A 23,805-nucleotide genomic window follows, 5' to 3' on the forward strand; every position below is an offset into this window, starting at 1 on the left:
GGCGGCCGTCAGCGCGTCGCGGGGCCGTCCGGCGAGCGATGTGCGCGATGCACCACGAGAGCGAGGTGCAGCGCTGCCAGCACCTCGCCGTCGTCCAGATCCACGCCCAGCACCCGCTCGGCGAGATCGAGCCGCTGGTAGAACACCGACCTCGACACGTGCGCCGCGGCGGCCGCCGCCGTGCGGTTGCCCGGGTGGGCGACGATCGCCCCCAACGCCGCGAGCAGATCCCGTCGACGGGCGGGTGGGGCGGCGAGGACGGGTGCCAGCAGGTCCTCGCTGTGCTCGAGGAGCCGGTGGTCGCCCCGCAGCGACGACACGAAGCGGAGGAGCGGATGCCGGACGACCCAGTGCACCGCCCCCTCGGGCAGGTCGCCCACGTCGGCGAGGTCGAGCGCCTGCTCGAGCGAGTCCAGCAGCCGGGGCACCGCGGCAGCGCCCGCGCCGCCGTCGACGCGCGGGCCGACGGCGAGGCGGGGATCCCGCCCCGCACCGCGCAGGCGCGCGCGGAAGCGTTCGGCCGCCCCGCCCGCGAAGGTCGTGGGAGCGGGCACGGCGAGGAGGACCGGCATCCATCCCTCCGCGCGCTCGCCCGCCCCGCGCGGGGTGCCGCACAGGGCGCGTCCGCCGAGCTCGATCGCCGCCGCCTCCACGTCGGCGGCGGTCGCGCCGTCGGCCGCGAGCCCGAAGAGCGCCGCCCCGGGCAGATCGAGGCGCGCCGCACCGAGCAGCGCCGTCACCTCGTCGGCCGAGCCGTACCGGCCGCCCAGCAGCGCATCCATGAGCCGGCGACGGCCGAGGCGCGCCCAGTCCTCTCCTTCGGGGTCGGCCAGGCGCCCGAGGGCGAGCGCCGTGGCTCCCTGTTCGAGCACCGCCCGTCGTCCGGCGGGATGCCCGGGGCCGGCGAGCGCCACCAGCGTCGCCCAGCGGATGCCGCGCGCCTCCACCGGCACGACGGACCGGCCGTCGTCGCCGTCGTCGCCGAACCGACGCGACCGCTCCTGCCAGTCGTGGAGCACCGCGGGGTCGGCATCCGCGAGCTCGGCCACGATCACCTCGTGCGCGAGCGACTCCAGCACGACGGGAGCGCGGAGCGTGTGTGCGAGGCGTTCCACGACGTAATCGGCGGGCGCGCCGCGCAGTGCGAGCGAGGTGAAGAGCGTCCGCACCTCGTCGCGCGCCCGCAGCGCCGCCGTCTGGTCGTCGATGATCCGCCGGTGCACCTCTTCGGTGACGCTGACGAATTTGATCTCGCGGTGCAGCGCGATCAGCGGGAGTCCCGCGCCGGCGGCCGCCTCGACCACCACGGCGGGGACGTAGCGGTAGTGGGCGCCCAGCTCGATCACGATCCCGACGAGCCCCGCGCGCACGAACTCGCGCACGAGGGCGCGCAGGTCGACGGGTTCCGAGGGCCACGCGGACGCGGTCGTCAGGAGCAGTTCCCCTCCCTCCAGCAGGCGGGCGACTCCGGGGCTGTCGGACACGTGCACCCACCGCACGGGCACCGACAGCGCGGCTCCGCCGACCAGCACCTCGGGGGCTCCGACGGCGAGCGCGGGCGAGTCGAGAACCTCGGCGAGCGTGGGGAGCCCCCGGTCGCCGGTCACCTCGACGGCATCCGGACGATCTGTCCGGGAGCGCTCGTCTTCGCGACGATCAGCCATGGGCGCATTCCCCTCTTCGTGGCGCAGAATCGGCAGTGAACACCCTACGGCGCTCCCGGTCGATCTGTCCGGATGGCCGATGACCCAGGAGGATCCGCATGACCGTCATCCACCACCACATCAACGGCGAAGCCCGCGGTGCCGCGGAGCGGACGGGCGACGTGTTCGACCCCGCCACCGGACGCGTGCAGGCGCAGGTCGCGTTCGCCACCACCGCCGAGGTCGACGAGGCGATCGCCGTCGCCAAGGCCGCCCTCCCCGCGTGGCGGGCGACGAGCCTCATCAAGCGCGCCGACGTGTTCTTCCGCCTGCGCCACCTCCTCGTCGAGCGCACCGACGAGCTCGCCGCCATCATCACGGCCGAGCACGGCAAGGTGCTCTCGGATGCCAAGGGCGAGATCAGCCGCGGCATCGAGAACGTCGAGTTCGCCGCCGGCCTCGTGCACCTCCTCAAGGGCGAGCACGCCGAACAGGTCAGCCGCGGCGTCGACGTGCACTCCGTCAAGCAGCCGGTCGGCGTGGTCGCGGCGATCACACCGTTCAACTTCCCCGTCATGGTGCCGCTGTGGATGACCGCCTCGGCGATCGCGTGCGGCAACACCGTCGTGCTGAAGCCGAGCGAGAAGGACCCGTCGGCGTCGCTCTTCCTCGCGAAGCTGTTCGAGGAGGCCGGGCTCCCCGCCGGTGTGCTGAACGTCGTGCACGGCGACAAGGTCGCGGTCGACGCGCTGCTCGACTCCCCCGACGTCCGCGCGGTGAGCTTCGTCGGCTCGACGCCGATCGCGAAGTCCATTTACTCGCGCGCCGCCGAGAACGGCAAGCGCGTGCAGGCCCTCGGCGGGGCGAAGAACCACATGGTCGTCATGCCCGACGCCGACCTGGATTCCGCCGCCGACGCCGCCGTCTCTGCCGCCTACGGCTCCGCCGGCGAGCGCTGCATGGCCGTGTCGGTGCTCGTGGCCGTGGGCGATGACGTCGCCGACGCGCTGGTGGAGAAGGTGGCATCCCGCATCGAGGGCCTGAAGATCGGCCCGGGCACGGATGCCGCGAGCGAGATGGGTCCGCTCATCACGCGCGAGCACCGCGACAAGGTCGCCTCCTACGTCACGGGAGCCGCGGCCGAGGGCGCCGAGGTCGTCGTCGACGGCACGACGCAGCAGTTCGAGGGCGACGGCTTCTTCGTCGGCGTCTCGCTCGTGGACCGCGTCGCCCCCGGCATGAAGGTGTACGACGACGAGATCTTCGGCCCCGTGCTCTCGGTCGTCCGTGTGAAGACGTACGACGAGGCCGTGGAGCTGATCAACTCCAGCCCCTTCGCCAACGGCACGGCGGTGTTCACGCGCGACGGCGGCACCGCCCGCCAGTTCGAGTTCGACATCGAGGTCGGCATGGTCGGCGTGAACGTCCCGATCCCGGTCCCGGTCGGCGCGTTCTCGTTCGGCGGATGGCGCAACTCGCTCTTCGGCGACTCGCACATCTACGGCCCCGAATCGATCCACTTCTACACGCGCAGCAAGGTCGTCACGACCCGCTGGCCCGACCCGAGCGAGAGCCAGATCAGCCTCGGCTTCCCCAGCAACCACTGACCCGCGGCATCCGGAAAGGAACGATCATGACCCTCACCTCCCCCGACCTCGCCGCCGACGCGCAGGTCCGCGCGGACGACCGCGCCCACGTCTTCCACTCCTGGAGCGCCCAGGCGCTCATCGACCCGCTGCCGGTCGCCGGTGGCGAGGGTGCGACGTTCTGGGACTACGCCGGCAACAGCTACCTCGACTTCTCGTCGCAGCTGGTGAACCTGAACCTCGGGCACCAGCACCCCGACCTCGTCGAGGCCATCCAGCGCCAGGCGGGCGATCTCGCCACGATCCAGCCGGCCATGGCGAACGGCACGCGCGGCGAACTCGCGCGCCTCATCGCCGAGGTCGCCCCCGAGGGCTTCTCGAAGGTGTTCTTCACCAACGGCGGAGCGGATGCCAACGAGAACGCGGTCCGCATGGCGCGACTGGTGACCGGCAAGCGCAAGGTGCTCGCGATGTACCGCAGCTACCACGGCAACACCTCCACGGCCATCACGCTGACCGGCGACCCGCGGCGCTGGGCGAACGAGCCCGCCGACGCCTCGGTCGTGCACTTCTTCGGCCCGTACGCGTACCGCTCCGCGTTCCACTCGGCATCCGAGGAGGAGGAGACCGCCCGCGCGCTCGAGCACCTCGAGCAGACGATCATCCTGGAGGGCGCCTCGACCATCGGCGCCATCATCCTCGAGACCGTCGTCGGGACGAACGGCGTGCTCGTGCCGCCGCCGGGATACCTCCCCGGCGTCCGCGCGCTGTGCGACAAGTACGGCATCGTCTACATCGCCGACGAGGTCATGGTCGGCTTCGGCCGCATCGGCGAGTGGTTCGCCGTCGACGCGTTCGACGTCACGCCCGACCTCATCACCTTCGCCAAGGGCGTGAACTCGGGCTACGTGCCGCTGGGAGGAGTGGTGATCTCGGATGCCATCGCCAGCCACTTCGACACCGTGACCTTCCCCGGCGGCCTGACGTACTCGGGGCACCCCCTCGCGTGCGCCCCCGGCATCGCGACGTTCGAGGTGTTCCGCCGCGACGGGATCCTCGAGCGGGTGCGCGACCTCGGCGAACGCGTCGTCGAACCGCGCCTGCGCGAGATGGCCGAGAAGCACCCGTCGATCGGCGAGATCCGCGGCCGCGGCCTGTTCTGGGCGATCGAGCTCGTCCGTGACCGTGAGACCCGCGAACCCCTCGTGCCGTTCAACGCCGCGGGTCCTGCCGCCGCTCCGATGGGGGCCTTCGCCGCGGCGTGCAAGAAGGCGGGCCTGTGGCCGTTCACGCACTTCAACCGCGTGCACGTCGCCCCGCCGCTGGTGATCTCGGAGGAGGACCTCGTCCGCGGCCTCGACATCATCGACGAGGCCCTCTCCGTCGCCGACGAGGCGGCCGCGGCGTGAAGACGCTGACCAACCTGGTCGACGGCGTCTCCTCGCCGTCGACCGGGCGGCTCCTCGACCTCGTGAGCCCCGTCACCGGCGAGGTGTACGCCCAGGCCCCGTGCTCGACCGAGGAGGAGGTGGATGCCGCTTTCCAGGCGGCATCCCGCGCCTTCGCGTCGTGGCGGCTGACGACCCCGGCCGCGCGCCAGCTCGCGCTCTTCCGGCTCGCCGACGCCCTCGCCGACCACGCCGAGGAGTTCGCCGACCTGGAGTCCGAGGACACCGGGAAGCCCCGCGCGACCCTCGTGGCGGACGAGATCGATCAGTCGGTCGACCAGCTGCGCTTCTTCGCCGGCGCCGCGCGCGACCTCGACGGCCGCGCGGCCGCGGAGTACGCCGAGGGCTTCACGTCGTACGTGCGCCGCGAGCCCATCGGTGTCGTGGCGCAGGTGACGCCGTGGAACTACCCGCTGAACATGGCGATCTGGAAGATCGCCCCGGCGATCGCGGCAGGGAACACCGTCGTGCTGAAGCCCAGCGAGACGACGCCGCAGACCACCGTGCGTCTGGCCGAGCTCGCCGCGGAGATCCTCCCGGCGGGTGTGCTCAACGTCGTCCTCGGCGACCGCGAGACCGGGCGGGCGCTCGTGGAGCACCCCACCCCGCAGCTCGTCGCGATCACCGGGTCGGTGCGCGCGGGCATGCAGGTCGCGGAGTCGGCGGCGCGGCAGGTCAAGCGCGTGCACCTCGAGCTCGGCGGGAAGGCGCCCGCGATCGTCTTCCCGGACGCCGACCTGGATGCCGCGACGGCGGGGATCGCGCAGGCGGCGTTCTTCAACGCCGGGCAGGACTGCACGGCCGCGACCCGCGTGCTCGTGCACGCGTCGGTGCACGACGAGCTCGTCGCGCGCCTGGTCGCCTACGTCGGGGAGAGCGTGAAGGTCGGCGCGCCCGACGACCCCGACGCGTTCTTCGGCCCCGTGAACAACCCCGATCAGCTGGCGCGCGTGCAGGGATTCGTCGACCGTCTCCCGGTGCACGCGCGCGTGGCGACCGGCGGACACCGCGTGGGCGACACCGGCTTCTTCTTCGCCCCCACGATCGTGACGGGTCTCCGGCAGGACGACGAGCTCGTCCAGCAGGAGGTCTTCGGTCCGATCCTCGCGGTGCAGGCGTTCGACGAGGACGCCGAAGCGCTGCAGATGGCCAACGACGTCCCCTACGCGCTCGCGGCGTCCGTCTGGACCCGCGAACACGGCCGCGCGCTGCGCTTCAGCCGCGATCTGGACTTCGGGTGCGTGTGGATCAACGCCCACATCCCGTTCGTCTCGGACATGCCCCACGGCGGGTTCAAGCACTCCGGTTACGGCAAGGACCTCTCGGTCTACGGCTTCGAGGACTACACGCGCCTCAAGCACGTGATGTCGAGCCTCGCCTGACGCGGCTCAGGCGTCGGGCGTCCCCGCCTCGGGGGCGTCCGTCGCCTGCTGCTCCGCGACCGGGTCGGCGTCCGGTCCCGCCGGCGCGTGGCGCTGGGCGTTGACGCGCCGCGCGTGATCGACGGCGCCCTCGAACCCGGCATCCGGGTCGTCCATCAAGGCGCGCGTCGCGAGGGCGTGGACGCGCACGGCCTCGTCGTCCGCCTCCGTCGCGGCGTCGACCGCGGGCCCGGACTCCTCGCCGATCATCACGAACGCGCGGCTCAGGCTGCGGCGCGTCTCGATGTCGCCCCGGCCGAGGTGACGCGCCAGCGCGGCGGCGAGTGCCGCCCGCTCGGTGTCCGGGACGAGTCCGGCCGCGGCCCGCCACGCCGCCCGGGCGACGCTCGATTCCTCGTCGTCCAGGAGCGCGGGGGTGATGGCGTTCCACGTGCGGGGGTCGCCGATCTTCGACAGCGTGTGCAGCCCCTGACTGCGTGCCTGGGGGAAGGGCGAGCCGAGCTCGGGCAGGATCGCGTCGACGACGAGCGACGCGTCGTGACGGGTGAGCGCCCAGGTGAGCATGTCGCGGACGAAGAAGTCGGGCTCGACGGCGCAGCGATCGACCAGCACGGCGATGAACGCGTCGTTCGGTCGGGTGCCGGCATCCATGGCCGCGCGCAGGCGCAGCGACGCGTCGTCGCGATCCAGGGCGGCTCGAAGCCCCGCCGTGATGTCGCCCTCCGCCATGCGCGGCCCTCCCGTTCGTCGCCCCGCCCAGCTTGACACGCGCCGGGACGAGGAGACCCGTTCTGCACGGGAAGTCCTCAAAACGACGGTTTCCGCGTTGTTACGGCGCAATAAGTCTCGATTTCACCATTGAGCAAGATGTGTGAGCGCTGATACCGTCGCCCCATCATGAGCATCTCCGCAGAACGGCGTCCGGTCCTCGACAGCGTGTCGAAGGCCATCGTCGAGCAGCTGCAGGAGGACGGCCGCCGCTCGTACGCGGAGATCGGCAAGGCCGTCGGCCTCAGCGAGACCGCCACACGGCAACGGGTGCAGAAACTGCAGGACTCCGGAGTCCTGCAGATCGTCGCCGTCACCGACCCGCTCCAGCTCGGTTTCGCCCGCCAGGCGATGATCGGGGTGCGCGTGTCGGGAGACACCCGGGTGATCGCGGCCGAGATGGCCGAGCTCCCGGGCGTCATCTACGTCGTCTCCACGGCGGGATCCTTCGATCTCCTCGTCGAGGTCGTCTGCGAGAGCGACGACGACCTCATCGACCTGCTCAACGACCGCATCCGGTCGCTGCCCGACGTCGTGGCGACCGAGACGTTCGTGTACTTGAAACTCCACCGACAGCTCTACAACTGGGGAACGCGATGACGCTTCACGAAATCGACCTGCAGACCGACCTCCAGGCGAAAGCCCGCGACCACCTCTGGATGCACTTCGCCCGCCAGTCCGTGATGACCGAAGGACCCGGCGTCCCGATCATCGTCAAGGGCGAGGGGCACCACATCTGGGATGCCGCGGGCAAGCGCTACATCGACGGCCTCTCGGGCCTCTTCGTCGTCAACGCCGGCCACGGCCGCCGCCGCATCGCCCAGGCCGCCGCGAAGCAGGCCGAGGAGCTCGCGTTCTTCCCGCTGTGGTCCTACGCCCACCCGGCCGCGATCGAGCTCGCCGACCGCATCGCCCACCTGGCCCCCGGCGACCTCAATCACGTCTTCTTCTCCACCGGCGGAGGCGAGGCCGTCGAGACGGCGTTCAAGCTCGCCAAGCAGTACTGGAAGACCCAGGGGAAGCCCACCAAGCACAAGGTCATCTCCCGCGCGATCGCCTACCACGGCACCACGCAGGGCGCCCTCGCCATCACCGGTCTCCCCGTGATGAAGCACATGTTCGAACCCGTCACCCCCGGCGGCTTCCGCGTGCCGAACACGAACTACTACCGCGCCGCGGAGTCCGGCTTCGGCGGCGGGACGCCCGAGGAGTTCGGCCTGTGGGCGGCGGACCGCATCGAGCAGATGATCCAGTTCGAGGGTCCCGAGACCGTCGCCGCGGTGTTCCTCGAGCCCGTGCAGAACGCCGGCGGCTGCTTCCCGGCGCCCGCCGGGTACTTCCAGCGCGTGCGCGAGATCTGCGACAAGTACGACGTGCTCCTCGTCAGCGACGAGGTCATCTGCGCGTTCGGCCGGCTCGGCTACTACTTCGGCGCCGAGGCCTACGACTACCAGCCCGACATGATCACGTTCGCCAAGGCCGTGACCAGCGGCTACTCGCCGCTGGGCGGCACGATCGTCAGCGATCGCGTGTACGAGCCGTTCGCGCACGGCGACGCGTCGTTCCCGCACGGCTACACCTTCGGCGGCCACCCCGTGTCCTCCGCCGTCGCGATGGAGAACCTCGACGTGTTCGAGGAGGAGGGGCTGCTGGAGAACGTCCGCGCCAACTCCCCCGTCTTCCGCTCGACGCTGGAGAAGCTGCTCGACCTGCCCATCGTCGGCGACGTCCGCGGCGACGGCTACTTCTTCGGCATCGAGCTCGTCAAGGACAAGACCACCAAGGAGACCTTCGACGACGACGAATCCGAGCGCCTGCTGCGCGGCTTCCTGTCGAAGGCGCTGTACGACGCAGGTCTCTACTGCCGCGCGGACGACCGGGGCGACCCCGTCATCCAGCTCGCTCCGCCGCTCACGATCGGCCCGTCCGAGTTCGACGAGATCGAGCAGATCCTGCGCTCGACGCTCACCGAGGCCTGGACGCGCCTCTGACCCGCGAAGCGGATGCCGCCCCACCCCGGCGGCATCCGCTTCTTCCTCCCCCGCCCCCACCCGGAGCGGTGCACCCGAAGCTCCACCCGACATCATCCGCTCGGTCGGATCCGCCCGATCCCGACCCGCCCCTCTAGGAGAAGCCACGAACGAGAAGATCGGCGCCACGCAGGCGCCCGCGTCCAGCTCGGGAGCCAAGCTCGCCCGCACCCTCGGCCTGTGGTCGATCGTGGGCCTCGGCCTGGGCTACATGACCCCGACCGTCGTTTTCGACACCTTCGGCCTCGTCGCCGAGGAGACCAACAACGTCGTCCCCGCGGCCTACGCCGTGGCGCTCGTCGTGCTGGTGTTCACCGCCATCAGCTACGGCAAGATGGTCCGCGTCATCCCGAGTGCAGGATCCGCCTACACCTACGCCCGCGAGTCGATCCACCCCGGCGTCGGGTTCGTCGTCGGGTGGACGGCCCTCATCGACTACATGCTGCTGCCGATGGTCAACGCCCTCATCCTGCGCAGCTACATGGAGGCGCTCTTCCCCGACATCCCGGGCTGGATCTGGGTCGTCGTCTTCACCGCCGGCGTCACGGGCGTCATCTACCTCACGATGCGCGGCACCTCGAACGTCAACATGATCCTGCTGGTGTTCTCGATCCTCGTGATGACGGTGTTCGTCGTGATGGTCGCGGTGCAGCTCGTGGGCGGCGCGGGGGCCGGTACGGTCGTGTCCCTCGCCCCCTTCGCCCACAGCGAGGTGCAGTTCGGCGCGGTGCTGGCCGGAGCCACCATCGTGTGCTTCTCCTTCATCGGGTTCGACGCGGTGTCGATGTACTCGGAAGAGGCGAAGTCGCCGAAGATCATGCCCCGCGCGATCCTGCTGACCCTCGTGGCCGGTGGCGCGATCTTCCTCGTGGCGTCGTACTTCACGCAGCTGCGCTTCCCCGACTCCGCCGCCTTCCCGCCGGAGGCGATCGAGAACAGCACGCTGCCCGAGATCGGCGTCCAGGTCGGCGGCCCGGTGCTGCAGGCCGTGCTCACCGCGGCCGGCTTCGCCGCGACGCTCGCGTCCTGGCTGGCCTCCCACGCCTCGGTCTCGCGCATGCTGATGGTGATGGGCCGCAACAACGTGCTCCCCCGTCGGATCTTCGGTTTCATCAACCCGAAGACGCACACCCCGACGCTTTCGATCATCATCGTGGGCGTGGTGAGCCTCCTGGCCATCGCGTTCACGCTCGAGCAGATCGCGGCCTACATCAACTACGGCGCGCTCATCGCGTTCACCTTCGTCAACATCTCGGTGATCGCCTGGTTCGCCATCCGCAAGGGCCTGCGCAAGACGCCGGGAGACATCTTCCGGTACATCGTGATGCCCGCGATCGGCATGCTGCTCACGGGCCTCCTGTGGGTGAACCTCGACATGCACGCACTGATCGGCGGTCTCATCTGGACCAGCATCGGCGTCGTGTACCTGATCGTCCTGACGCGCGGCTTCAAGCGGCCGATCGCCTCGTTCGACGAGAACCAGCCGGTCACCGGGGTCAACAAGACCGTCCCCGGTCCGCGCTCGGAGATCTGACCCGCATCGCCTGGGCCGCGGCATCCGTTCCTTCGGGAGGGATGCCGCGGCCTTCCCGTTGCGCGGTGCACGTGCGGCGTAGCCTGCTGCGGTGAGTGCGCGCACCTGGACCCTGGACGTCGGCGGGATCGCCCGTGAAGAGCTGGTCGGGCAGCTCGATGCCGCCGGCATCCGACGCAATCCGTATGCCGAGGTACTGCTGGCCGACCCCGTGTTCGACACCCGCTCCGCGGAGACCGTCGACATCATCGAGCGTTCGGTCGCAGACCTCGGTCTCGCGGACGGGGGCACGCTCGCGCAGGTGCATTCCGCGGCGGAGGCGAACGGCCTCGCGCTGTGCCCGCCCGACACCGCCCCGTACCTGCGCCTGGTGTGGCTCGACCAGGAGGTCGCTCCCGACAGCATCCTCAGCACCGGTCGCGCGCCCACCGCGTCGCTGCAGGTCGCCACCCCCGCGCTGCGCGCGGACCACGACTATCCGAGGGGCTTCTACCTGCGCGTCATCGACGGTGAGCCGTGGCTGCGCGGCTTCCGGTGCGACGACGAGTACGTCGCGGGGCCGGGCGAGCGACTGGCGTTCCGGGTGCCCCGGGGCCTCAGCGCTCGAACGGGGTGACCGCGCCCAGCACCACGGTTTCGCCGTCGTGTCCGTTCGCCCACCAGTGCGGGGCCGAGCAGCCGTAGGTGACGGTGTCGCCGGCGTGCAGTTCGACCCGCCGATCCGACTGGCACACGACTAGCACGCCGGACTCGACGGTCACCGTCTCGGTGCCGATGTGGCGGAACGGGCTGGCCTCGTTCGTGAAGCCGGGCGGCAGCGTCGAGCGGATCAGCTGGAGCATCGACTCCCCGCGCGGTGTCAGCAGCTCGCGCTCGGCGCGCTGGTGCGGCGGGGCGTCCGCGGCCACCGGCATGATGTGCCGCTTCGCGCGCGTCACGACCGCCAGAGGCACCGCCGGCTCGTCGAGCAACTGGGTGACCGGGATGCCGAGGGCCCCGGCGAGCCGTTGGAGCGACTGCAGCGACGGGTTGCCGAGGCCGCGCTCCAGCTGGCTGACGAGGCCGAAGCTCACCCCGGCCTTCTCCGACAGCGCCTGCACGCTCAAGCCGAGCCGCTTGCGGGCGTCGCGCACCGCGGCGCCGAGGGTCTCGACGGTGCGCTGCTCGTCGGCATCCGTGGCTCGTGTCATGACCGTGTCAGCGTAGCGCCGTGGACGTGTGGCGCGCGCTCACGCGCGTGTGGCGCCCTCCCCCGCTCCACCCCACCGTTGACTTCGGGGGAATGCACGTCAGCGGGGGCAGCCGACGTACGTTCGCCCGAAGTCAGCGGGATCACGAACGCACCCGCGGGCCGTCGGGCGGCACCGCGGCCAGCAGATCGCGCGTGTACTCCTGCCGCGGGTGCGCGAACAGCTCGGCCGCAGGAGCCGTCTCGACCACCTTCCCGTCGCGAAGCACCACGACGTCATGGCTCATCTGCTGCACGATCGCGAGATCGTGCGCGATGAAGAGGTACGTCAGCCCCTGCTCGACCTGCAGACGCCGGAGCAGGGCGAGCACGCGGGCCTGCACCGAAACGTCGAGGGAGGCCGTCGCCTCGTCGAGGATGACCAGCTCGGGCTCGAGCGCGAGCGCGCGCGCGATCGACACTCGCTGACGCTGCCCGCCCGACAACTCGTGCGGGTAACGCTCGGCGAACGCGGGGTCGAGGTCGACGAGCTCCAGGAGCTCCCGCACGCGGGCGGCGCGGGCGGCGGGGGTCGAACCGCCGAGGCGGTGCACGCGCAGCGGTTCGACGATCGCGTCGGCGACGGTGCGACGCGGGTCGATGGAGGCGAACGGGTCCTGGAACACCATGGCGATGCGCCGACGGTCGCGACGCTTCGCGCGAAGCGCGTCGCGGACGCCCTCGCCCTCGGCATCCGCCAGGGTCGCGGTCCCGGCGTGCGGGGCCACGAGCCCCGTCAAGGCGTTCGCGATCGTCGATTTCCCCGACCCCGACTCCCCCACCAGGGCGAGGGTCGTCCCGCGGCGCACCGTGAACGACACGTCGTCGACAGCGTGCACGGTACGCCGACCTGCGGGCGTCTGCACGACGAAGCGCACGTCCAGACCGGAGACGGCGAGGAGCGCAGCCGCGCCGGGCTCGGGCGTCGGACCGGATCCGGCGACCACGCGCGGACGCGCCGCGAGCAGCTCCTTCGTGTAGGCGTGCTGCGGATCGGCGTAGACGTCGAGGAGCGGTCGCTGCTCGACGGCCTCGCCGTGGCGCAGCACCAGAACATCGTCGGCGACCTGACCGATCACCCCGAGGTCGTGACTGATCCAGACCACCGCGGTCCCGCGGTCGCGCTGCAACTGCTGCACGAGGTCGATGATCTGCGCCTGGGTGGTGACGTCGAGCGCGGTGGTCGGCTCATCGGCGACGAGGAGGGCGGGGTCGCACGCGAGGGCGATCGCGATCATGACGCGCTGGCGTTGACCGCCCGAGAACTGGTGCGGGTACGCGTCGACACGGACCGCCGGGTCCGGGATGCCGACGGCCTCCAGCAGCGCGATGGCTCGGGCGTGCGCGGCCCGACGCGACAGGCCGCGGTGCGCCTCCAGCGACTCGGCGATCTGCCGCCCGACCGTCAGATAAGGGTTCAGGGAAGTCGACGGGTCCTGGAAGACGAACCCGACCGCGTCGCCGTGCACCGAGCGCAGCACGCGGTCCGACGCTCCCACGAGCTCGACGCCCCGGGCATCCGGGTCCGTGCGCAGAACGCTGGAGCCGTCGACCCGTCGCCCGGGGGCATCGATGAGGCCGGTCGCCGCGAGCACCGTCAACGACTTGCCCGAGCCCGACTCGCCCACGATGCCGAGGGTCTGACCCCGGTCCACCGAGAAGTCGAGCCCTCGGACGATCGACGTCTCGCCGATCGCGACGCGGAGATCCCGCACCTCCAGGACGCTCATGGCCGCACCTCCGTGCTGATCGTGTCCCGCCGGAGGCGCGGCGGCCCGTTACGGCGACGCTCCCCCCGCCGTGCTTCGATGATCGTGCGCTGGCGCGGATCGAGGCCGTCGCGCAGACCGTCGCCGAGCAGGTTGAAGGCCAGCGCCGTGACGAAGATCGCCGCGCCGGGGAACACGCTCATCCACCACGCCTGGGCGAGGAAACCCTGAGCGGTGAAGAGCATGCCTCCCCATGACGGGGACGGTGGCTGGATGCCGAGCCCGAGGAACGACAGGGCGGCCTCCGAGAGGATCGCGAACGCGAGCGACAGCGAGGTCTGGACGACGATCGGACCGCCGATGTTCGGCAGCACGTGCCGGAGCAGGATGGATGCCGGAGGCGTGCCCATCGTGCGCGACACCTGCACGAACGGCGAGGAGCGGAGCGCCAGCGTGCTGGCCCGGGCGACGCGGGCGAAGATCGGCGTGTAGACGACGCCGATCGCGATCGTCGTGGTGAGCGCCCCCGGCTCGAAGATCGCGATGATCGCCAGGGCCAGAAGCAGCACCGGGAAAGCGAACATGACGTCGACGACGCGCATGAGCACCGCGTCGGCCCACCCGCCCGCGTAGCCCGCGACGACGCCGAGCACGAGCCCCAGGACGAGCGCGATCGTCACGGCGGAGACGGCGATCGTGAGCGAGGTGGAACCGGCGAGCAGCACCCGCGAGAACACGTCGCGGCCGAGTTCGTCGGTCCCGAACCAGTGCGCGGGGCTCGGCGGCGTCAGCGCGTTGGCGACGTCGATCTGGTTGACCCCGTACGGCGCGATCCACGGCGCCAGCACGGCCGCGAGGACGACGATCGCCAGGACGACGGCCGCGGCCACCGTCAGCGGATTGCTCGCGAGCAGACGCCAGGACGCCACGCGCCCGGGGGCGGGGGCGGAGGCGACAGCGGGCCCGGGGGTGGGTTCGACGGAGCTCATGCGGCACGGATCCTCGGGTCGACGGCGGCGTACAGCACGTCCACGATCAGGTTGACGACGATGAACATCACGGCCACCAGCAGCACCGCGCCCTGGATGAGCGGGTAATCGCGCGCGGCGACGGCGTCGTACACGAGACGACCGAGGCCCGGCCAGGCGAAGACCACCTCGACCACGATGACGCCGCCGAGGATCGTGGCCAACTGGATGCCGGCGATCGTCAGCACCGGAACGAGGGCTCCCCGCACGATGTGGCGAGACACGACCACGCGGCGGGGCAGCCCCTTCGACACCGCGGTGCGGATGTATCCCGACGAGGCGACGTCGATGACGGCGGCACGGATGTAGCGCGTCATGATCGCCCCGGCGACGAGGCCGACGGTGAGCCCCGGCAAGGTCACCTGGCGTGCCCACCCCGCCGGATCCTCGGCGAAGGCGACGTACCCGCTGGCCGGGAACAGACCCAGCGTGACGGAGAAGAGCGAGATGAGGAGCAGGCCCAGCCAGAAGTCCGGCACGGAGACTCCGAACTGGCTCGTCAGCCGCACGATCACGTCGCTCATGCGCCCCTCGCGCAGCGCCGAGTACACCCCCGCGGGCACCGAGATCACGAGGGCGACCGCCAGTCCCACGAGCGCGAGCGAGATCGTGGCGGGCAGGCGCTGCAGCAGGGTGGTCGTCACCGGCTGACCGTTGCGGAAGCTGACGCCGAGGTCGCCGGTCACCGCGCGGGCCAGGTAGGAGAAGAACTGCTCGGGCACCGAGCGGTCGAGACCGGACGCCGAGCGGAGCGCCTCGTACGCTTCGGGCGTGTACCGGGTACCGAGCGCGAGGCGCACGGGGTCACCGGGCACGAGGTGCACGAGGGCGAACACGACGATCAGCACACCGAGCAGCACGACGGCCGACGACAGCAGCTGGAGGCCCAGGAAGCGCAGCATCTGCGCGGGGGCGATTCGCACGGAGTCTCCTTGCTCGAGGCGGACGGGAAGGGCGGGAGAGACCGGGCCGGAGGGCCCGGGGCGGGACCGCGGGGGCACCGGCACGCCGGACCCCCGCGGCCTCTAATCATTCGCTCAGTGAGACGCCGGCGAACCGGATCGCGCGGTCGGCACGCGTGTCGTACCCCGACACCTTGGGCGAATACACCTGCAGCACCGACGGGTTGTAGAGGTAGATGTAGCTGGCCTTGTCGGCGATGATCGTCGCCGCCTGGGCGTAGAGATCCTTGCGCGTCGCCGTGTCGGTTTCGACGCGACCGGCGTCGAGCAGGCGGTCGACCTCGGCATCCGAGAACTTCTGCGCGTTGCTGGCACCGTCGGTGTGGTGCTGCGAGTAGTAGAAGTCGTCGGGGTCGATGTTGCCGAGCCAGCCCATCATGAGCATGTCGAAGTTGCCGGAGTTCTGCTCGTCGAGCCACGTCGAGAAGTCGGGCTGGCGGATGGACACCTGGATGCCGAGCGGTTCGAGTTCGGCGGCGATGATCTGCGCGGCCGTGACCGTCTCGGGGTAGTCGCTGGTGGCGAGGAGGTCCAGCGTGCCACCGGTGTAGCCGGCCTCGGCCAACAGCGACTTCGCCTTGTCGAGGTCGGTGGAGTACTGGTCGTACTCGGTGTACCAGACGCTCTGCTTCGGGATGGCGAGCTGGTTGACCTCGGCCGTGCCGTAGCTGACGGCCTGAACGATGGCATCCCGGTCGATCGCGTACGCGATGGCCTGGCGGACCCGCACGTCGTTCCACGGGGCTTTCGCCTCGTTCAGGGCGAGGTACCAGTAGTCGCTCGACGGCGTCTGGCCGAGCGTGACCGAGCTGTCGCTCTTCAGCTGCTCGACCTGCTGGGGCGGGACCACGTCGGTCCAGTCGATGTCGCCGGCCTTGAGGGATGCCAGGGCGGTGGCGGGCTCGGAGATGAAGCGGTACTCCACTCCCCCGAGCTGGGGCGCGCCGCCCCAGTAGTCGGGGTTGGCCGTCAGCGTGATGTGGTCGCCGGCGACGTAGTCGCTGACGGAGAACGGTCCCGTGCCGACCGGCGCGGTGGTGATCTCGCCCGACTCGACGTTGCTCTTCTCCACGATCGCCATGCCCTTGAACCCCCCGAGGTTCGACAGCAGGTTGGGTGTGGGCTGCGAGACCGTGATGACGACGGTCGCGTCATCGGGGGCGGTGACGTCGGTGACCGTGGAGAACTTCCACGCGTTCGCGAGCTTCTCGTCAATGATGCGACGGTACGAGTAGACGACGTCTTCGCTCGTGAAGTCCGAGCCGTCCTGGAATTTCACCCCGTCGCGCAGCGTGAAGTTCCAGGTGAGCTGGTCGTCGCTGGTGGTCCAGCTCTCAGCGAGAGCGGGCTGCATCTCGAGGTTCTCGTCGGGCTGCACGAGCGTGTCGTAGACGTTCTCGAGCACCTCGAACGCGAAGTACGACGTCGTCTTCTGCGGGTCGAGCTGGTCGGGCTCGCCGCCGATGGCGGCGACGAGGGTCTGACCTGAACTGCCGTCGGAGCCGTCGATGTCGACGCTCTGACCGGCGGAGCAACCGGCGAGGGCGAGCGTCGCGGCGAGCGCGCCGGCGATGCCGAGGGTGATGCGCTGTTTCATGTGATGCCAATCGGGTGAGGTGTCCATCATTTAGATGATGTTTCGATCAGTATGTGCAAGCATGGGGGTCGGCACAAGCCCCACCTCGGCGGTGAAACACGATCTTCACAAACCCGCCCGCGGGCCCGCGCCGCGCCTCGTCGACCCCTCAGGAGCGCCCATGACCTTTACCGTGCTGGCCCGCGACCCCCGCGACGGACTGATCGGCGCGGCCACCGCGAGCCGATCCCTCGCCGTCGGCGCCGGGGTGATCGCGGTCGACCCCGGCGCCGGGGTCGTCGCCAGCCAGGCGTGGACGAATCGCGCGCTGCGCGGGCTGTTGCTCGCCGCGATGCGCGAGGGACGCTCGGCTGCCGACGCGGTGGCTGCCACTCCGGGATGGGATGACGGGCATGCGCTCCGTCAGGTCGCCGCGCTCGGGTGGTCGGGTGCGGGCGCCGCACGCTCGGGTGCGGACATCACGGCGTGGGCGGGGGACCTCGTGGCCCCCGACGCCGTCTTCATCGGCAACCTCCTCGCCGGACCCGACGTGCTCGCGGCGATGGCCGCGGCGTGGAGGGCGGACGGGCGGGATCTCGCCGATCGGCTGATCGACGTCCTGGCCGCGGGCGAACGGGCCGGAGGCGACGCCCGCGGCCGGCAGAGCGCGGCTGTCCTGGTCGCCTCGCACGACGACGTCGTGCTCGACCTCCGCGTCGACGACCACCCGGACCCCGTGGAGGAACTGTCGCGCCTACGCCGACTCGCTTCGGTCACGCCGGATGCGTCGGCACCGACTCGCGGCGCCGTGGGGGCGCGCCGGCGCTATCCCTGAAACCGCGTGCGACTCGGGCCCGGGCCGCCCCGCCGGTAGACTCGAGCCAGTGACCACCACCCGCGCCGAAGCCGCTTACCTGCGCTCGGTCACGGCGTTCAAGAACCCGATGCTCGACCTGCTGCACGGGCGGTTCGCACCGTTCGTCGTGGCCGTGCTGTCGAACGTGTTCTCGCCCGACCGGCCCGCGGTCGCGGTCGCCGACGCGCACGTCGAGGTCGCCGAGGCGATGGACGAACTGCGCGCCGCGGGGTACGACACCGACGACGACCGCCGCCTCCCCGCCGGGTCGGCGCGCGACATCTGCCGCGGGTGGGTGCGCGTGGGCTGGTTGAGCCTGCAGATCGAGGACGACGTCGAGGTGTACCGCCTCTCCGCCCACGCCGTCGGGGCGCTCGAGATCGCCGGGCGCGCGGGCGGCGGGCGCGCACGCGTGTCGCGGTCCCGGGTGCGGACGTTGCTCGACGCCGTCGAGCGGCTCGCCCGCGACGCCGAGACCGATCCCGAGCGGCGCCGCGAGGCCCTGCTCGCCGAGCGGGCGGCCCTGGATGCCGAGATCGCGGCGCTCGACGAGGGCGTCATCGAGCCCCTCGACGACGAGCATCTCCTCGAGGAGGCGGAGAACGTCATCCACCTCGCGCGCGAGCTTCCCGCGGACTTCTCCCGCGTCGCCGAGTCGATCGCGGCCATGCAGCGCGACGTCGTCGCGGAGCTCCGGCGCGACGCCCGACCGACCGGCGACGTGCTGCGCGAGTACCTCGAACGCGGGCGCCACGTCATGCAGGCCACGCCCGAGGGGCGCGCGTTCCAGGGCGCACTGCGCCTGATCGGTGACCCCGAGCACATCGACGACCTCACCGACCAGCTGCACGCCGTGCTCACGCAGCCCTTCGCGCGCCTCATGACGATCGAGCAGCGCAGAGAACTGGATGCCATCGCCCGCCGCGTCGAGGCGGGTGTGCGAGAGGTGCTCACGGCGCAGCGGCGCGCCTCGCACGTCATCACCGTGCAGGTGAAGACGCACGACCCGATCCGCGACCGCCAGGTCGACGACCTGCTCCGCTCGGTCATGGCGGGACTGCACCGGTGGAGCCAGACGAAGGCCCCGGGACGCGTCGAGCCCGTGCGCACCCTGCCCCTCGCCGACATCGGCCACCTGCGACGCTCGCTGAGCGACGTCCGCCCGCCCGGCGCCCCCGAACCGCTGTCGACCGAGGCGGCCGACGTCGAGTTCGTCGACGCGGACACGCGCGCGTGGGGCGGTCCGCACTACGCCGAGCTGGAGGCCTACGTCGAGACCCTCGGCGAGCGCTTCGACCTCGCCGAAGCCTTCGCGGGCGCCGACGAGTACACGCGCCGCCCCGTCGACCTCGTCGGTCTCCTCGAGATCGCCCACCGCCGCGGACTCACCGAGGGCGACGAGGTCTCGGTCGTCGAGGCCGTCCGCCCCGACGGCACGACCCGCCGCTTCGCTTTCACGGCGGTCACCGCCGTCCGCCCGACAGAAACGGATGCCGATGACTGACGTCGACACGTCCGCCCCCACCGTCACCGCCCCCGACGACGACACCCCCGCCTTCATCGCCCCCGTCGCGATGGAGAGCGATCCCGACGCGCTGTTCGCCGGGGATCGCGGCATCCTGGATGCCGATGTGCGACGCGTCCTCGTGCGGATCCTGCAGCGCCGGTTCCTGCTCGCCGAGAGCTCCCCCGCCGAGTGGAAGCTGCTGCTGGAGCACCAGCAGATGATCGAGTCGCGCCTCAACGACCTGTTCGTGCGGCTCGTCGTCGACCACGATCGGGGCGTGGCGTACAAGGAGCAGGTCCGCAGCGACGAGGTGGACGTGCCGATCCTGCTCAAGGACGAGGCGTACTCGCGCGCCGAGACGCTCGTGCTCGTGTACCTGCGCACGGTGTTCCAGCGCGAGACGACCGCGGGGGCTCCGTCGGCCCGCGTCGACGTCGAAGAGGTCGAGCAGACGGTCCTCACGTACTTCGCCGAGTCCGACGGCACGCGCGCGAGCCAGCAGCGGGCGGTGCGCACCGCGATCGCGCGCCTCGACCGCGAGGGCATCATCGAGGAGGAATCCGAGGGCCGGTACCGGATCGGTCCGCTCATCGAGATCGTCCTCAGCGCCGAGGTGCTGCGCGAGCTGCAGCGATGGCTCGAGGAGCAGACGACGGATGCCGAGCCCACGCCCTCCGACGAGATCGAGGCCGTGGCATCCCTTCCCGAGGAGCAGACCGCATGACGATGCTCGAGACCCTGTTCGGCCTGATCCCCGCCGCGTCGCGCGGGCAGCAGTGGGTCGCCGACGAACTCCAGCTCATCAACTGGGGCGGCTACGACGGCGAGCACCGCGTGCGCTTCGCCCCCACCGCGACGCTCCTGTGCGGCGGGTCGGGTTCCGGGAAGTCGACGCTGATGGACGCGTACGTCGCGCTGATGATGCCGCACACGACCCCGTTCAACGGCGCGTCCAACGGCGCGGTGGTCGGCCGCCCGCGCGGGCAGGAGCAGCGCAACATCCTGTCGTACGGCCGCGGCAAGCTCGACGAGTCGCGCACCGACGAGGGCACGAAGGTCCGTGTGCTGCGCGGCGACGGCACCGACACGTGGACCGCGATCGCGATGACGTGGGTCGACCACGACGGCGCCCGCTTCACCGCAGTGCGCGCCTGGTACATCCCCGCGGCCGCGCGCGTGCTCGACGACGCCGTGAAGGTGCGCGGCACGATCCACGGCGCGTTCGACCTGCGCGGGCTCGAACGGGCGGCATCCCAGCACCTCTCCGACTCCGCGGTCCGCGCGACCGGACTCGACACCCTCGCGACCGACCGCGAGTTCTCGGCGCGGCTGCACGCGGTGCTGGGGATCGGCGCCGCCGGGTCGGGCGCGAAGGCCATGAGCCTGCTCGCCCGCATCCAGGCGGGCCAGCAGATCACCACCGTCGACGACCTGTACAAGCGCATGGTCCTGGAGGAGCCCGAGACCCTCGCGACCGCCGAAGCCGTCGTCGCCCACTTCGACGGCCTCGAGTCGACCCGCACGCGCATGCTCGAAGCGCGCCAGCAGGTGCGGGCGCTGCAGCCGATCCGCACCATCAAGACCCGCATCGACGACGCCGCCGAGCGCGTGCGCATCATCGACGCGCTCGGACGCTTCGGCGATCCCTCCTCCCGCGCGTCGTTGTGGCGCGCGCAGCGCCGCATCGACCTGCTCGGCGCCGTCGAGGACGAGCTGCGCGAGCGGACGCACGCCACCGACGCGCTCGTACGCGAGCGACAGGCGCTCGCCGATGCCGCGGAAGCCGAGCGCGACGGCCTCGGCGATGTCCTCCGCGCCGCGGGCGGCGACCGGCTCGACGCCGCCCAGCGCGAGCTCCGCGGGCTCGAACGCCGCCGCGCCGGGATGCAGCGCGACCGCGACCGGTTCGACGCCGCGCTCGCAACGCTCGGCACCGAGGTCGCCGACGCGAAGGGCTTCGCGGCGCTCACCGGCGAGGCACGCCGGACCCTCGGCGACACGGATGCCAAGTCCGCCGTCCGCGACGCGTTCGTCGCCGCGAGCAGCCGGCACACGGCCCTGCGCCAGCAGCTCGCGACTCTCGAGGCGGAGCACCGCCGCACGCAGACCCGCGACGACAACATCCCGCCGCGCCTGCACGAGGCGCGCGAGGCCCTGGCGGAGGCGGCGGGCCTCACCGCGGCCGAGCTGCCGTTCGTCGCCGAGCTCGTCGACGTCCGCACCGAGTTCGAGCCGTGGCGCGGGGCGTTCACGCTCGCCCTCGGCGGTTTCGCGACGACGATCCTCGTCGACACCGCGCACCTGGCATCCTTCCGCGCCGCGATCGACGGCGTGCGCCTGTCGGAGCGTCTGCGGTTCGAGGGCGTGACGACCGCTCTCCCCGAGCGCACGGGCCTCGACCCCGCGACCCTCCCCGGCCGTCTCGATTACCGCCCCTCCCCCTTCACCGGCTGGCTGCAGGACCGGCTCGAGCAGCAGTTCGCGTTCGTCTGCGTGGATGCCGCCCGCGAGCTGTCGCAGCACCGCCTCGCGCTCACGATCGCCGGTCAGACGAGCCAGGGCTCCCGCGGCGCGCACGGCGGTTCGATCCGCCAGAGCATCCTCGGGTTCTCCAGCCGGGTGCGGCTCACCGAGCTCGGCGACGAGATCGCGAACGTCCGCCGTGACCTCGACCGGGCGAAGACCGCCGTCGATGAGGCGGCCGCCGCGCTCGACGCGTTCGACGACCGCCGCAGCGCCCTCGAGAAGATCGCCGATCTCACGTGGGAGCAGGTCGACACGGCATCCGTGGATCGTGAGATCGAGCGCTGGAACGAAACCCTCACGGAGATCACGGCCGGAAACCCGCGCATCGCCGAACTGCAGGAGCAGATCTCGGGCACCCGCGCCCGCGCCGCGCGTCTCCGCGAGGAGATCGGCAGCGCCAAGGCGGAGCAGCAGCGCCTCTCCGCCCGGTGGGCCGAAGTGACCGACGAGGTGGATGCCGCCCATGTGCGTCTCGAGGAGGCCGAGGACGCCGGGCTCACGCTCACCGACGACGAAGCTGCGTACCTCGACGCGCTGTTCGTCGCGCCCACGGACGACGCGGCGTCGCCGTCGCAGCGTCTCGCGCGCTTCGACGCCGCGCTCGAGTCGGCATCCAAGCGTCTCCTGGAAGACCAGCGGGCCGCGCAGGAGACCTGGGGCGAGCAGCGCGAGAGCCTGCGTCGCACCCTCACCGCGTTCATCGACCGGTGGCCGAGCCCGAACCTGCTCGCCGACCCCGACGAATCGCTCGGCGACTTCGAGCGGATGCTCGCCGACCTCGAGGCCAGCGGCCTGCACGAGCTGGAGGCGGAGTGGCGCGACAGCCTGCTGCGCCTCTCGGGCAACGACCTCACCAACCTCGACGCGTCCCTCACCCGGGCGCTGCGCGAGATCCGCGACCGCATCGCACCGATCAACGACATCATGCGCGACCTGCCGTTCTACGACGACGAGCACCGCCTGCAGATCGTGCCCCGCGAGAGCCAGTCCGAGGTGCGGCGGCGGTTCCGCCGCGAGCTGCGCGACGTCCGCGCCGCCATCGACGCGGCCTCCACCGACGAGGAGCGCGAGGCCGTGTACGGCCGGATGGCGCGGCTCATCGGCCGCATCCGGCCCACCGCGCCCGACTTCGCCGACCTCGTCGACGTCCGCAACCACGTGCGGGTCAGCGCCGAGCGCTTCCGCGCCGCGACCGGCGAGCACGTCGCCCTGTACGACCACATCGGCGAGAAGTCCGGCGGCGAATCGCAGGAGCTCATCGCGTTCATCGTCGGCGCGGCCCTGCGTTATCAGCTCGGGGATGCCGGCGCCGAGCGTCCGCGCTACGCCCCGGTGTTCCTCGACGAGGCGCTCATCAAGGCCGACGCGCACTTCACCAAGCGGGCGATCGGCGCCTGGCGCGGCCTCGGGTTCCAGCTGGTCATCGGGGCGCCGAACGACAAGTACAGCGCGATCGAGCCGCACGTGGACGTCGAGTACGACATCCTCAAGGACACCCGAGGGCGGTCGTGGGCGAAGGCGAAGGTGGCGCTGCCGGCCTGACCGCGGGGGTGCGCGGAGCTTCCGGGCGGGAGTTCAGCGCCCGCGCAGCCTCCGCGATCCGCACAACCTCAGCCCGGGTCGGGGTACCTCGACTGAGGTTGCTCGAATCTCGGACGGCGCGTCGGTGCCCTCACACCGCCACGAGCGCCCTCGCACTCTCGGCGGGGGCCGGTGCGGCCTGCCCGATGACATCCCCGAGCCGCCGCCGCCCGAGCGACGGGTCCGCGGCGACGCGCGGGGCCAGCGCTCGCACCAGGACGACCGCGGGCGGCGTCGGCGCCGTCGTGGGAGCGAGCGCGCGGTCGATGGCATCCAACGCCCCGAGGAGTCGCTCGTCGTGGCACCGAGCGTCGGCGGCCGCGATCCAATCCAGCAGTTCGGTAAGGGTCCAATCGAGGGAGACTGGACTCTCAAGATCGACGTCTCGTCGGGTTTCGCGGCTCATTGGACCAGAATGACCCTCGAATGCAGGCACCGAAA

General features: G+C 71.4%; 19 protein-coding genes. 11 read left to right on the forward strand and 8 right to left on the reverse strand.

Annotated elements, in window-relative coordinates:
- Positions 1-8: 8 nt before the first annotated feature.
- Positions 9-1,664 carry a helix-turn-helix domain-containing protein gene (locus tag CSIV_RS17305; RefSeq protein ID WP_077052538.1) on the reverse strand — a complete coding sequence of 552 codons (1,656 nt, stop codon included), beginning with the start codon at positions 1,662-1,664 and terminating at the stop codon, positions 9-11.
- A gap of 98 nt (positions 1,665-1,762) precedes the next feature.
- Here CSIV_RS17305 and CSIV_RS17310 point away from each other — a divergent pair, with 98 nt between their 5' ends.
- From CSIV_RS17310 to CSIV_RS17320, 3 genes are read left to right on the forward strand one after another with little or no spacing between them, the layout of a single operon-like run.
- Positions 1,763-3,250 carry a CoA-acylating methylmalonate-semialdehyde dehydrogenase gene (locus CSIV_RS17310; protein ID WP_077052539.1) on the forward strand — a complete coding sequence of 496 codons (1,488 nt, stop codon included), beginning with the start codon at positions 1,763-1,765 and terminating at the stop codon, positions 3,248-3,250.
- Positions 3,251-3,276: 26 nt separating this feature from the next.
- Positions 3,277-4,638, forward strand: a complete 1,362-nt coding sequence (locus CSIV_RS17315) for an aspartate aminotransferase family protein (protein WP_077052540.1) — start codon at positions 3,277-3,279, stop codon at positions 4,636-4,638.
- 5 nt (positions 4,639-4,643) lie between these two features.
- Entirely contained in the window at positions 4,644-6,059 is a 1,416-nt protein-coding gene (locus CSIV_RS17320; protein ID WP_202400961.1) for an aminobutyraldehyde dehydrogenase, read from the forward strand.
- Between the two features lie 6 nt (positions 6,060-6,065).
- Here CSIV_RS17320 and CSIV_RS17325 read toward each other — a convergent pair whose 3' ends face one another.
- Complete coding sequence (locus CSIV_RS17325; protein ID WP_077052542.1) at positions 6,066-6,788, reverse strand: HEAT repeat domain-containing protein; 723 nt, start codon at positions 6,786-6,788, stop codon at positions 6,066-6,068.
- 168 nt (positions 6,789-6,956) lie between these two features.
- Between CSIV_RS17325 and CSIV_RS17330 the strand changes: the two genes are divergently transcribed.
- The 4 genes from CSIV_RS17330 (at position 6,957) to CSIV_RS17345 (ending at position 11,007) form a co-directional block, all read left to right on the forward strand.
- Positions 6,957-7,427, forward strand: a complete 471-nt coding sequence (locus CSIV_RS17330; RefSeq protein ID WP_077052543.1) for an Lrp/AsnC family transcriptional regulator — start codon at positions 6,957-6,959, stop codon at positions 7,425-7,427.
- Positions 7,424-8,818 carry an aspartate aminotransferase family protein gene (locus tag CSIV_RS17335; protein ID WP_077052544.1) on the forward strand — a complete coding sequence of 465 codons (1,395 nt, stop codon included), beginning with the start codon at positions 7,424-7,426 and terminating at the stop codon, positions 8,816-8,818. The genes CSIV_RS17330 and CSIV_RS17335 overlap by 4 nt, the downstream gene beginning before the upstream one ends.
- A 217-nt stretch (positions 8,819-9,035) precedes the next feature.
- Entirely contained in the window at positions 9,036-10,391 is a 1,356-nt protein-coding gene (locus CSIV_RS17340; protein WP_077052545.1) for an APC family permease, read from the forward strand.
- 91 nt (positions 10,392-10,482) lie between these two features.
- Positions 10,483-11,007, forward strand: a complete 525-nt coding sequence (locus CSIV_RS17345) for a hypothetical protein (RefSeq protein ID WP_077052546.1) — start codon at positions 10,483-10,485, stop codon at positions 11,005-11,007.
- On the opposite strand, the gene CSIV_RS17350 is transcribed toward CSIV_RS17345, so the two are convergent.
- From CSIV_RS17350 to CSIV_RS17370, 5 genes are all read right to left on the reverse strand, one after another.
- Entirely contained in the window at positions 10,988-11,581 is a 594-nt protein-coding gene (locus tag CSIV_RS17350; protein ID WP_077052547.1) for a helix-turn-helix domain-containing protein, read from the reverse strand. The genes CSIV_RS17345 and CSIV_RS17350 overlap by 20 nt on opposite strands.
- 142 nt (positions 11,582-11,723) lie before the next feature.
- A complete protein-coding gene (locus CSIV_RS17355) occupies positions 11,724-13,349 on the reverse strand; it encodes a dipeptide ABC transporter ATP-binding protein (RefSeq protein WP_077052548.1) in 1,626 nt (541 codons plus the stop codon).
- Positions 13,346-14,317 carry an ABC transporter permease gene (locus CSIV_RS17360; protein WP_077052549.1) on the reverse strand — a complete coding sequence of 324 codons (972 nt, stop codon included), beginning with the start codon at positions 14,315-14,317 and terminating at the stop codon, positions 13,346-13,348. The genes CSIV_RS17355 and CSIV_RS17360 overlap by 4 nt, the downstream gene beginning before the upstream one ends.
- Positions 14,314-15,279, reverse strand: coding sequence for an ABC transporter permease (locus CSIV_RS17365; protein ID WP_238592397.1), 966 nt, complete (start codon positions 15,277-15,279; stop codon positions 14,314-14,316). Before CSIV_RS17365 ends, CSIV_RS17360 begins: the two co-directional genes overlap by 4 nt.
- 106 nt (positions 15,280-15,385) lie before the next feature.
- On the reverse strand, positions 15,386-16,945 hold the full coding sequence (locus tag CSIV_RS17370; RefSeq protein WP_237488634.1) for an ABC transporter substrate-binding protein: 1,560 nt from the start codon (positions 16,943-16,945) through the stop codon (positions 15,386-15,388).
- Between the two features lie 130 nt (positions 16,946-17,075).
- On the opposite strand from CSIV_RS17370, the gene CSIV_RS17375 reads away from it, so the two are divergent.
- The 4 genes from CSIV_RS17375 to CSIV_RS17390 are packed head-to-tail and all read left to right on the forward strand — an operon-like array spanning position 17,076 to position 23,325.
- Complete coding sequence (locus CSIV_RS17375) at positions 17,076-17,729, forward strand: DUF1028 domain-containing protein (protein ID WP_083735204.1); 654 nt, start codon at positions 17,076-17,078, stop codon at positions 17,727-17,729.
- Positions 17,730-17,778: 49 nt separating this feature from the next.
- Positions 17,779-19,254 (forward strand): DUF3375 domain-containing protein, encoded by a 1,476-nt coding sequence (locus tag CSIV_RS17380; RefSeq protein WP_077052551.1) that lies wholly within the window; start codon positions 17,779-17,781, stop codon positions 19,252-19,254.
- A complete protein-coding gene (locus tag CSIV_RS17385; protein ID WP_077052552.1) occupies positions 19,247-19,981 on the forward strand; it encodes a DUF4194 domain-containing protein in 735 nt (244 codons plus the stop codon). The genes CSIV_RS17380 and CSIV_RS17385 overlap by 8 nt, the downstream gene beginning before the upstream one ends.
- Positions 19,978-23,325 carry an ATP-binding protein gene (locus tag CSIV_RS17390; RefSeq protein WP_077052553.1) on the forward strand — a complete coding sequence of 1,116 codons (3,348 nt, stop codon included), beginning with the start codon at positions 19,978-19,980 and terminating at the stop codon, positions 23,323-23,325. The genes CSIV_RS17385 and CSIV_RS17390 overlap by 4 nt, the downstream gene beginning before the upstream one ends.
- Positions 23,326-23,455: 130 nt before the next feature.
- Here the strand turns inward: CSIV_RS17390 and CSIV_RS17395 are convergent, their stop codons facing one another.
- On the reverse strand, positions 23,456-23,770 hold the full coding sequence (locus CSIV_RS17395) for a hypothetical protein (RefSeq protein WP_077052554.1): 315 nt from the start codon (positions 23,768-23,770) through the stop codon (positions 23,456-23,458).
- Positions 23,771-23,805 lie beyond the last annotated feature (35 nt).

The organism is Microbacterium sp. CSI-V, from assembly GCF_001984105.1.
Taxonomy (GTDB): domain Bacteria; phylum Actinomycetota; class Actinomycetes; order Actinomycetales; family Microbacteriaceae; genus Microbacterium.

Bases quoted from the DNA above. Each gene is read 5' to 3' on its own strand.
- CSIV_RS17305 (WP_077052538.1), bottom strand. From the start codon at position 1,664: ATGGCTGATCGTCGCGAAGACGAGCGCTCCCGGACAGATCGTCCGGAT.
- CSIV_RS17310 (WP_077052539.1), top strand. From the start codon at position 1,763: ATGACCGTCATCCACCACCACATCAACGGCGAAGCCCGCGGTGCCGCG.
- CSIV_RS17315 (WP_077052540.1), top strand. From the start codon at position 3,277: ATGACCCTCACCTCCCCCGACCTCGCCGCCGACGCGCAGGTCCGCGCG.
- CSIV_RS17325 (WP_077052542.1), bottom strand. From the start codon at position 6,788: ATGGCGGAGGGCGACATCACGGCGGGGCTTCGAGCCGCCCTGGATCGC.
- CSIV_RS17330 (WP_077052543.1), top strand. From the start codon at position 6,957: ATGAGCATCTCCGCAGAACGGCGTCCGGTCCTCGACAGCGTGTCGAAG.
- CSIV_RS17335 (WP_077052544.1), top strand. From the start codon at position 7,424: ATGACGCTTCACGAAATCGACCTGCAGACCGACCTCCAGGCGAAAGCC.
- CSIV_RS17350 (WP_077052547.1), bottom strand. From the start codon at position 11,581: ATGACACGAGCCACGGATGCCGACGAGCAGCGCACCGTCGAGACCCTC.
- CSIV_RS17355 (WP_077052548.1), bottom strand. From the start codon at position 13,349: ATGAGCGTCCTGGAGGTGCGGGATCTCCGCGTCGCGATCGGCGAGACG.
- CSIV_RS17360 (WP_077052549.1), bottom strand. From the start codon at position 14,317: ATGAGCTCCGTCGAACCCACCCCCGGGCCCGCTGTCGCCTCCGCCCCC.
- CSIV_RS17370 (WP_237488634.1), bottom strand. From the start codon at position 16,945: ATGATGGACACCTCACCCGATTGGCATCACATGAAACAGCGCATCACC.
- CSIV_RS17375 (WP_083735204.1), top strand. From the start codon at position 17,076: ATGACCTTTACCGTGCTGGCCCGCGACCCCCGCGACGGACTGATCGGC.
- CSIV_RS17385 (WP_077052552.1), top strand. From the start codon at position 19,247: ATGACTGACGTCGACACGTCCGCCCCCACCGTCACCGCCCCCGACGAC.
- CSIV_RS17390 (WP_077052553.1), top strand. From the start codon at position 19,978: ATGACGATGCTCGAGACCCTGTTCGGCCTGATCCCCGCCGCGTCGCGC.
- CSIV_RS17395 (WP_077052554.1), bottom strand. From the start codon at position 23,770: ATGAGCCGCGAAACCCGACGAGACGTCGATCTTGAGAGTCCAGTCTCC.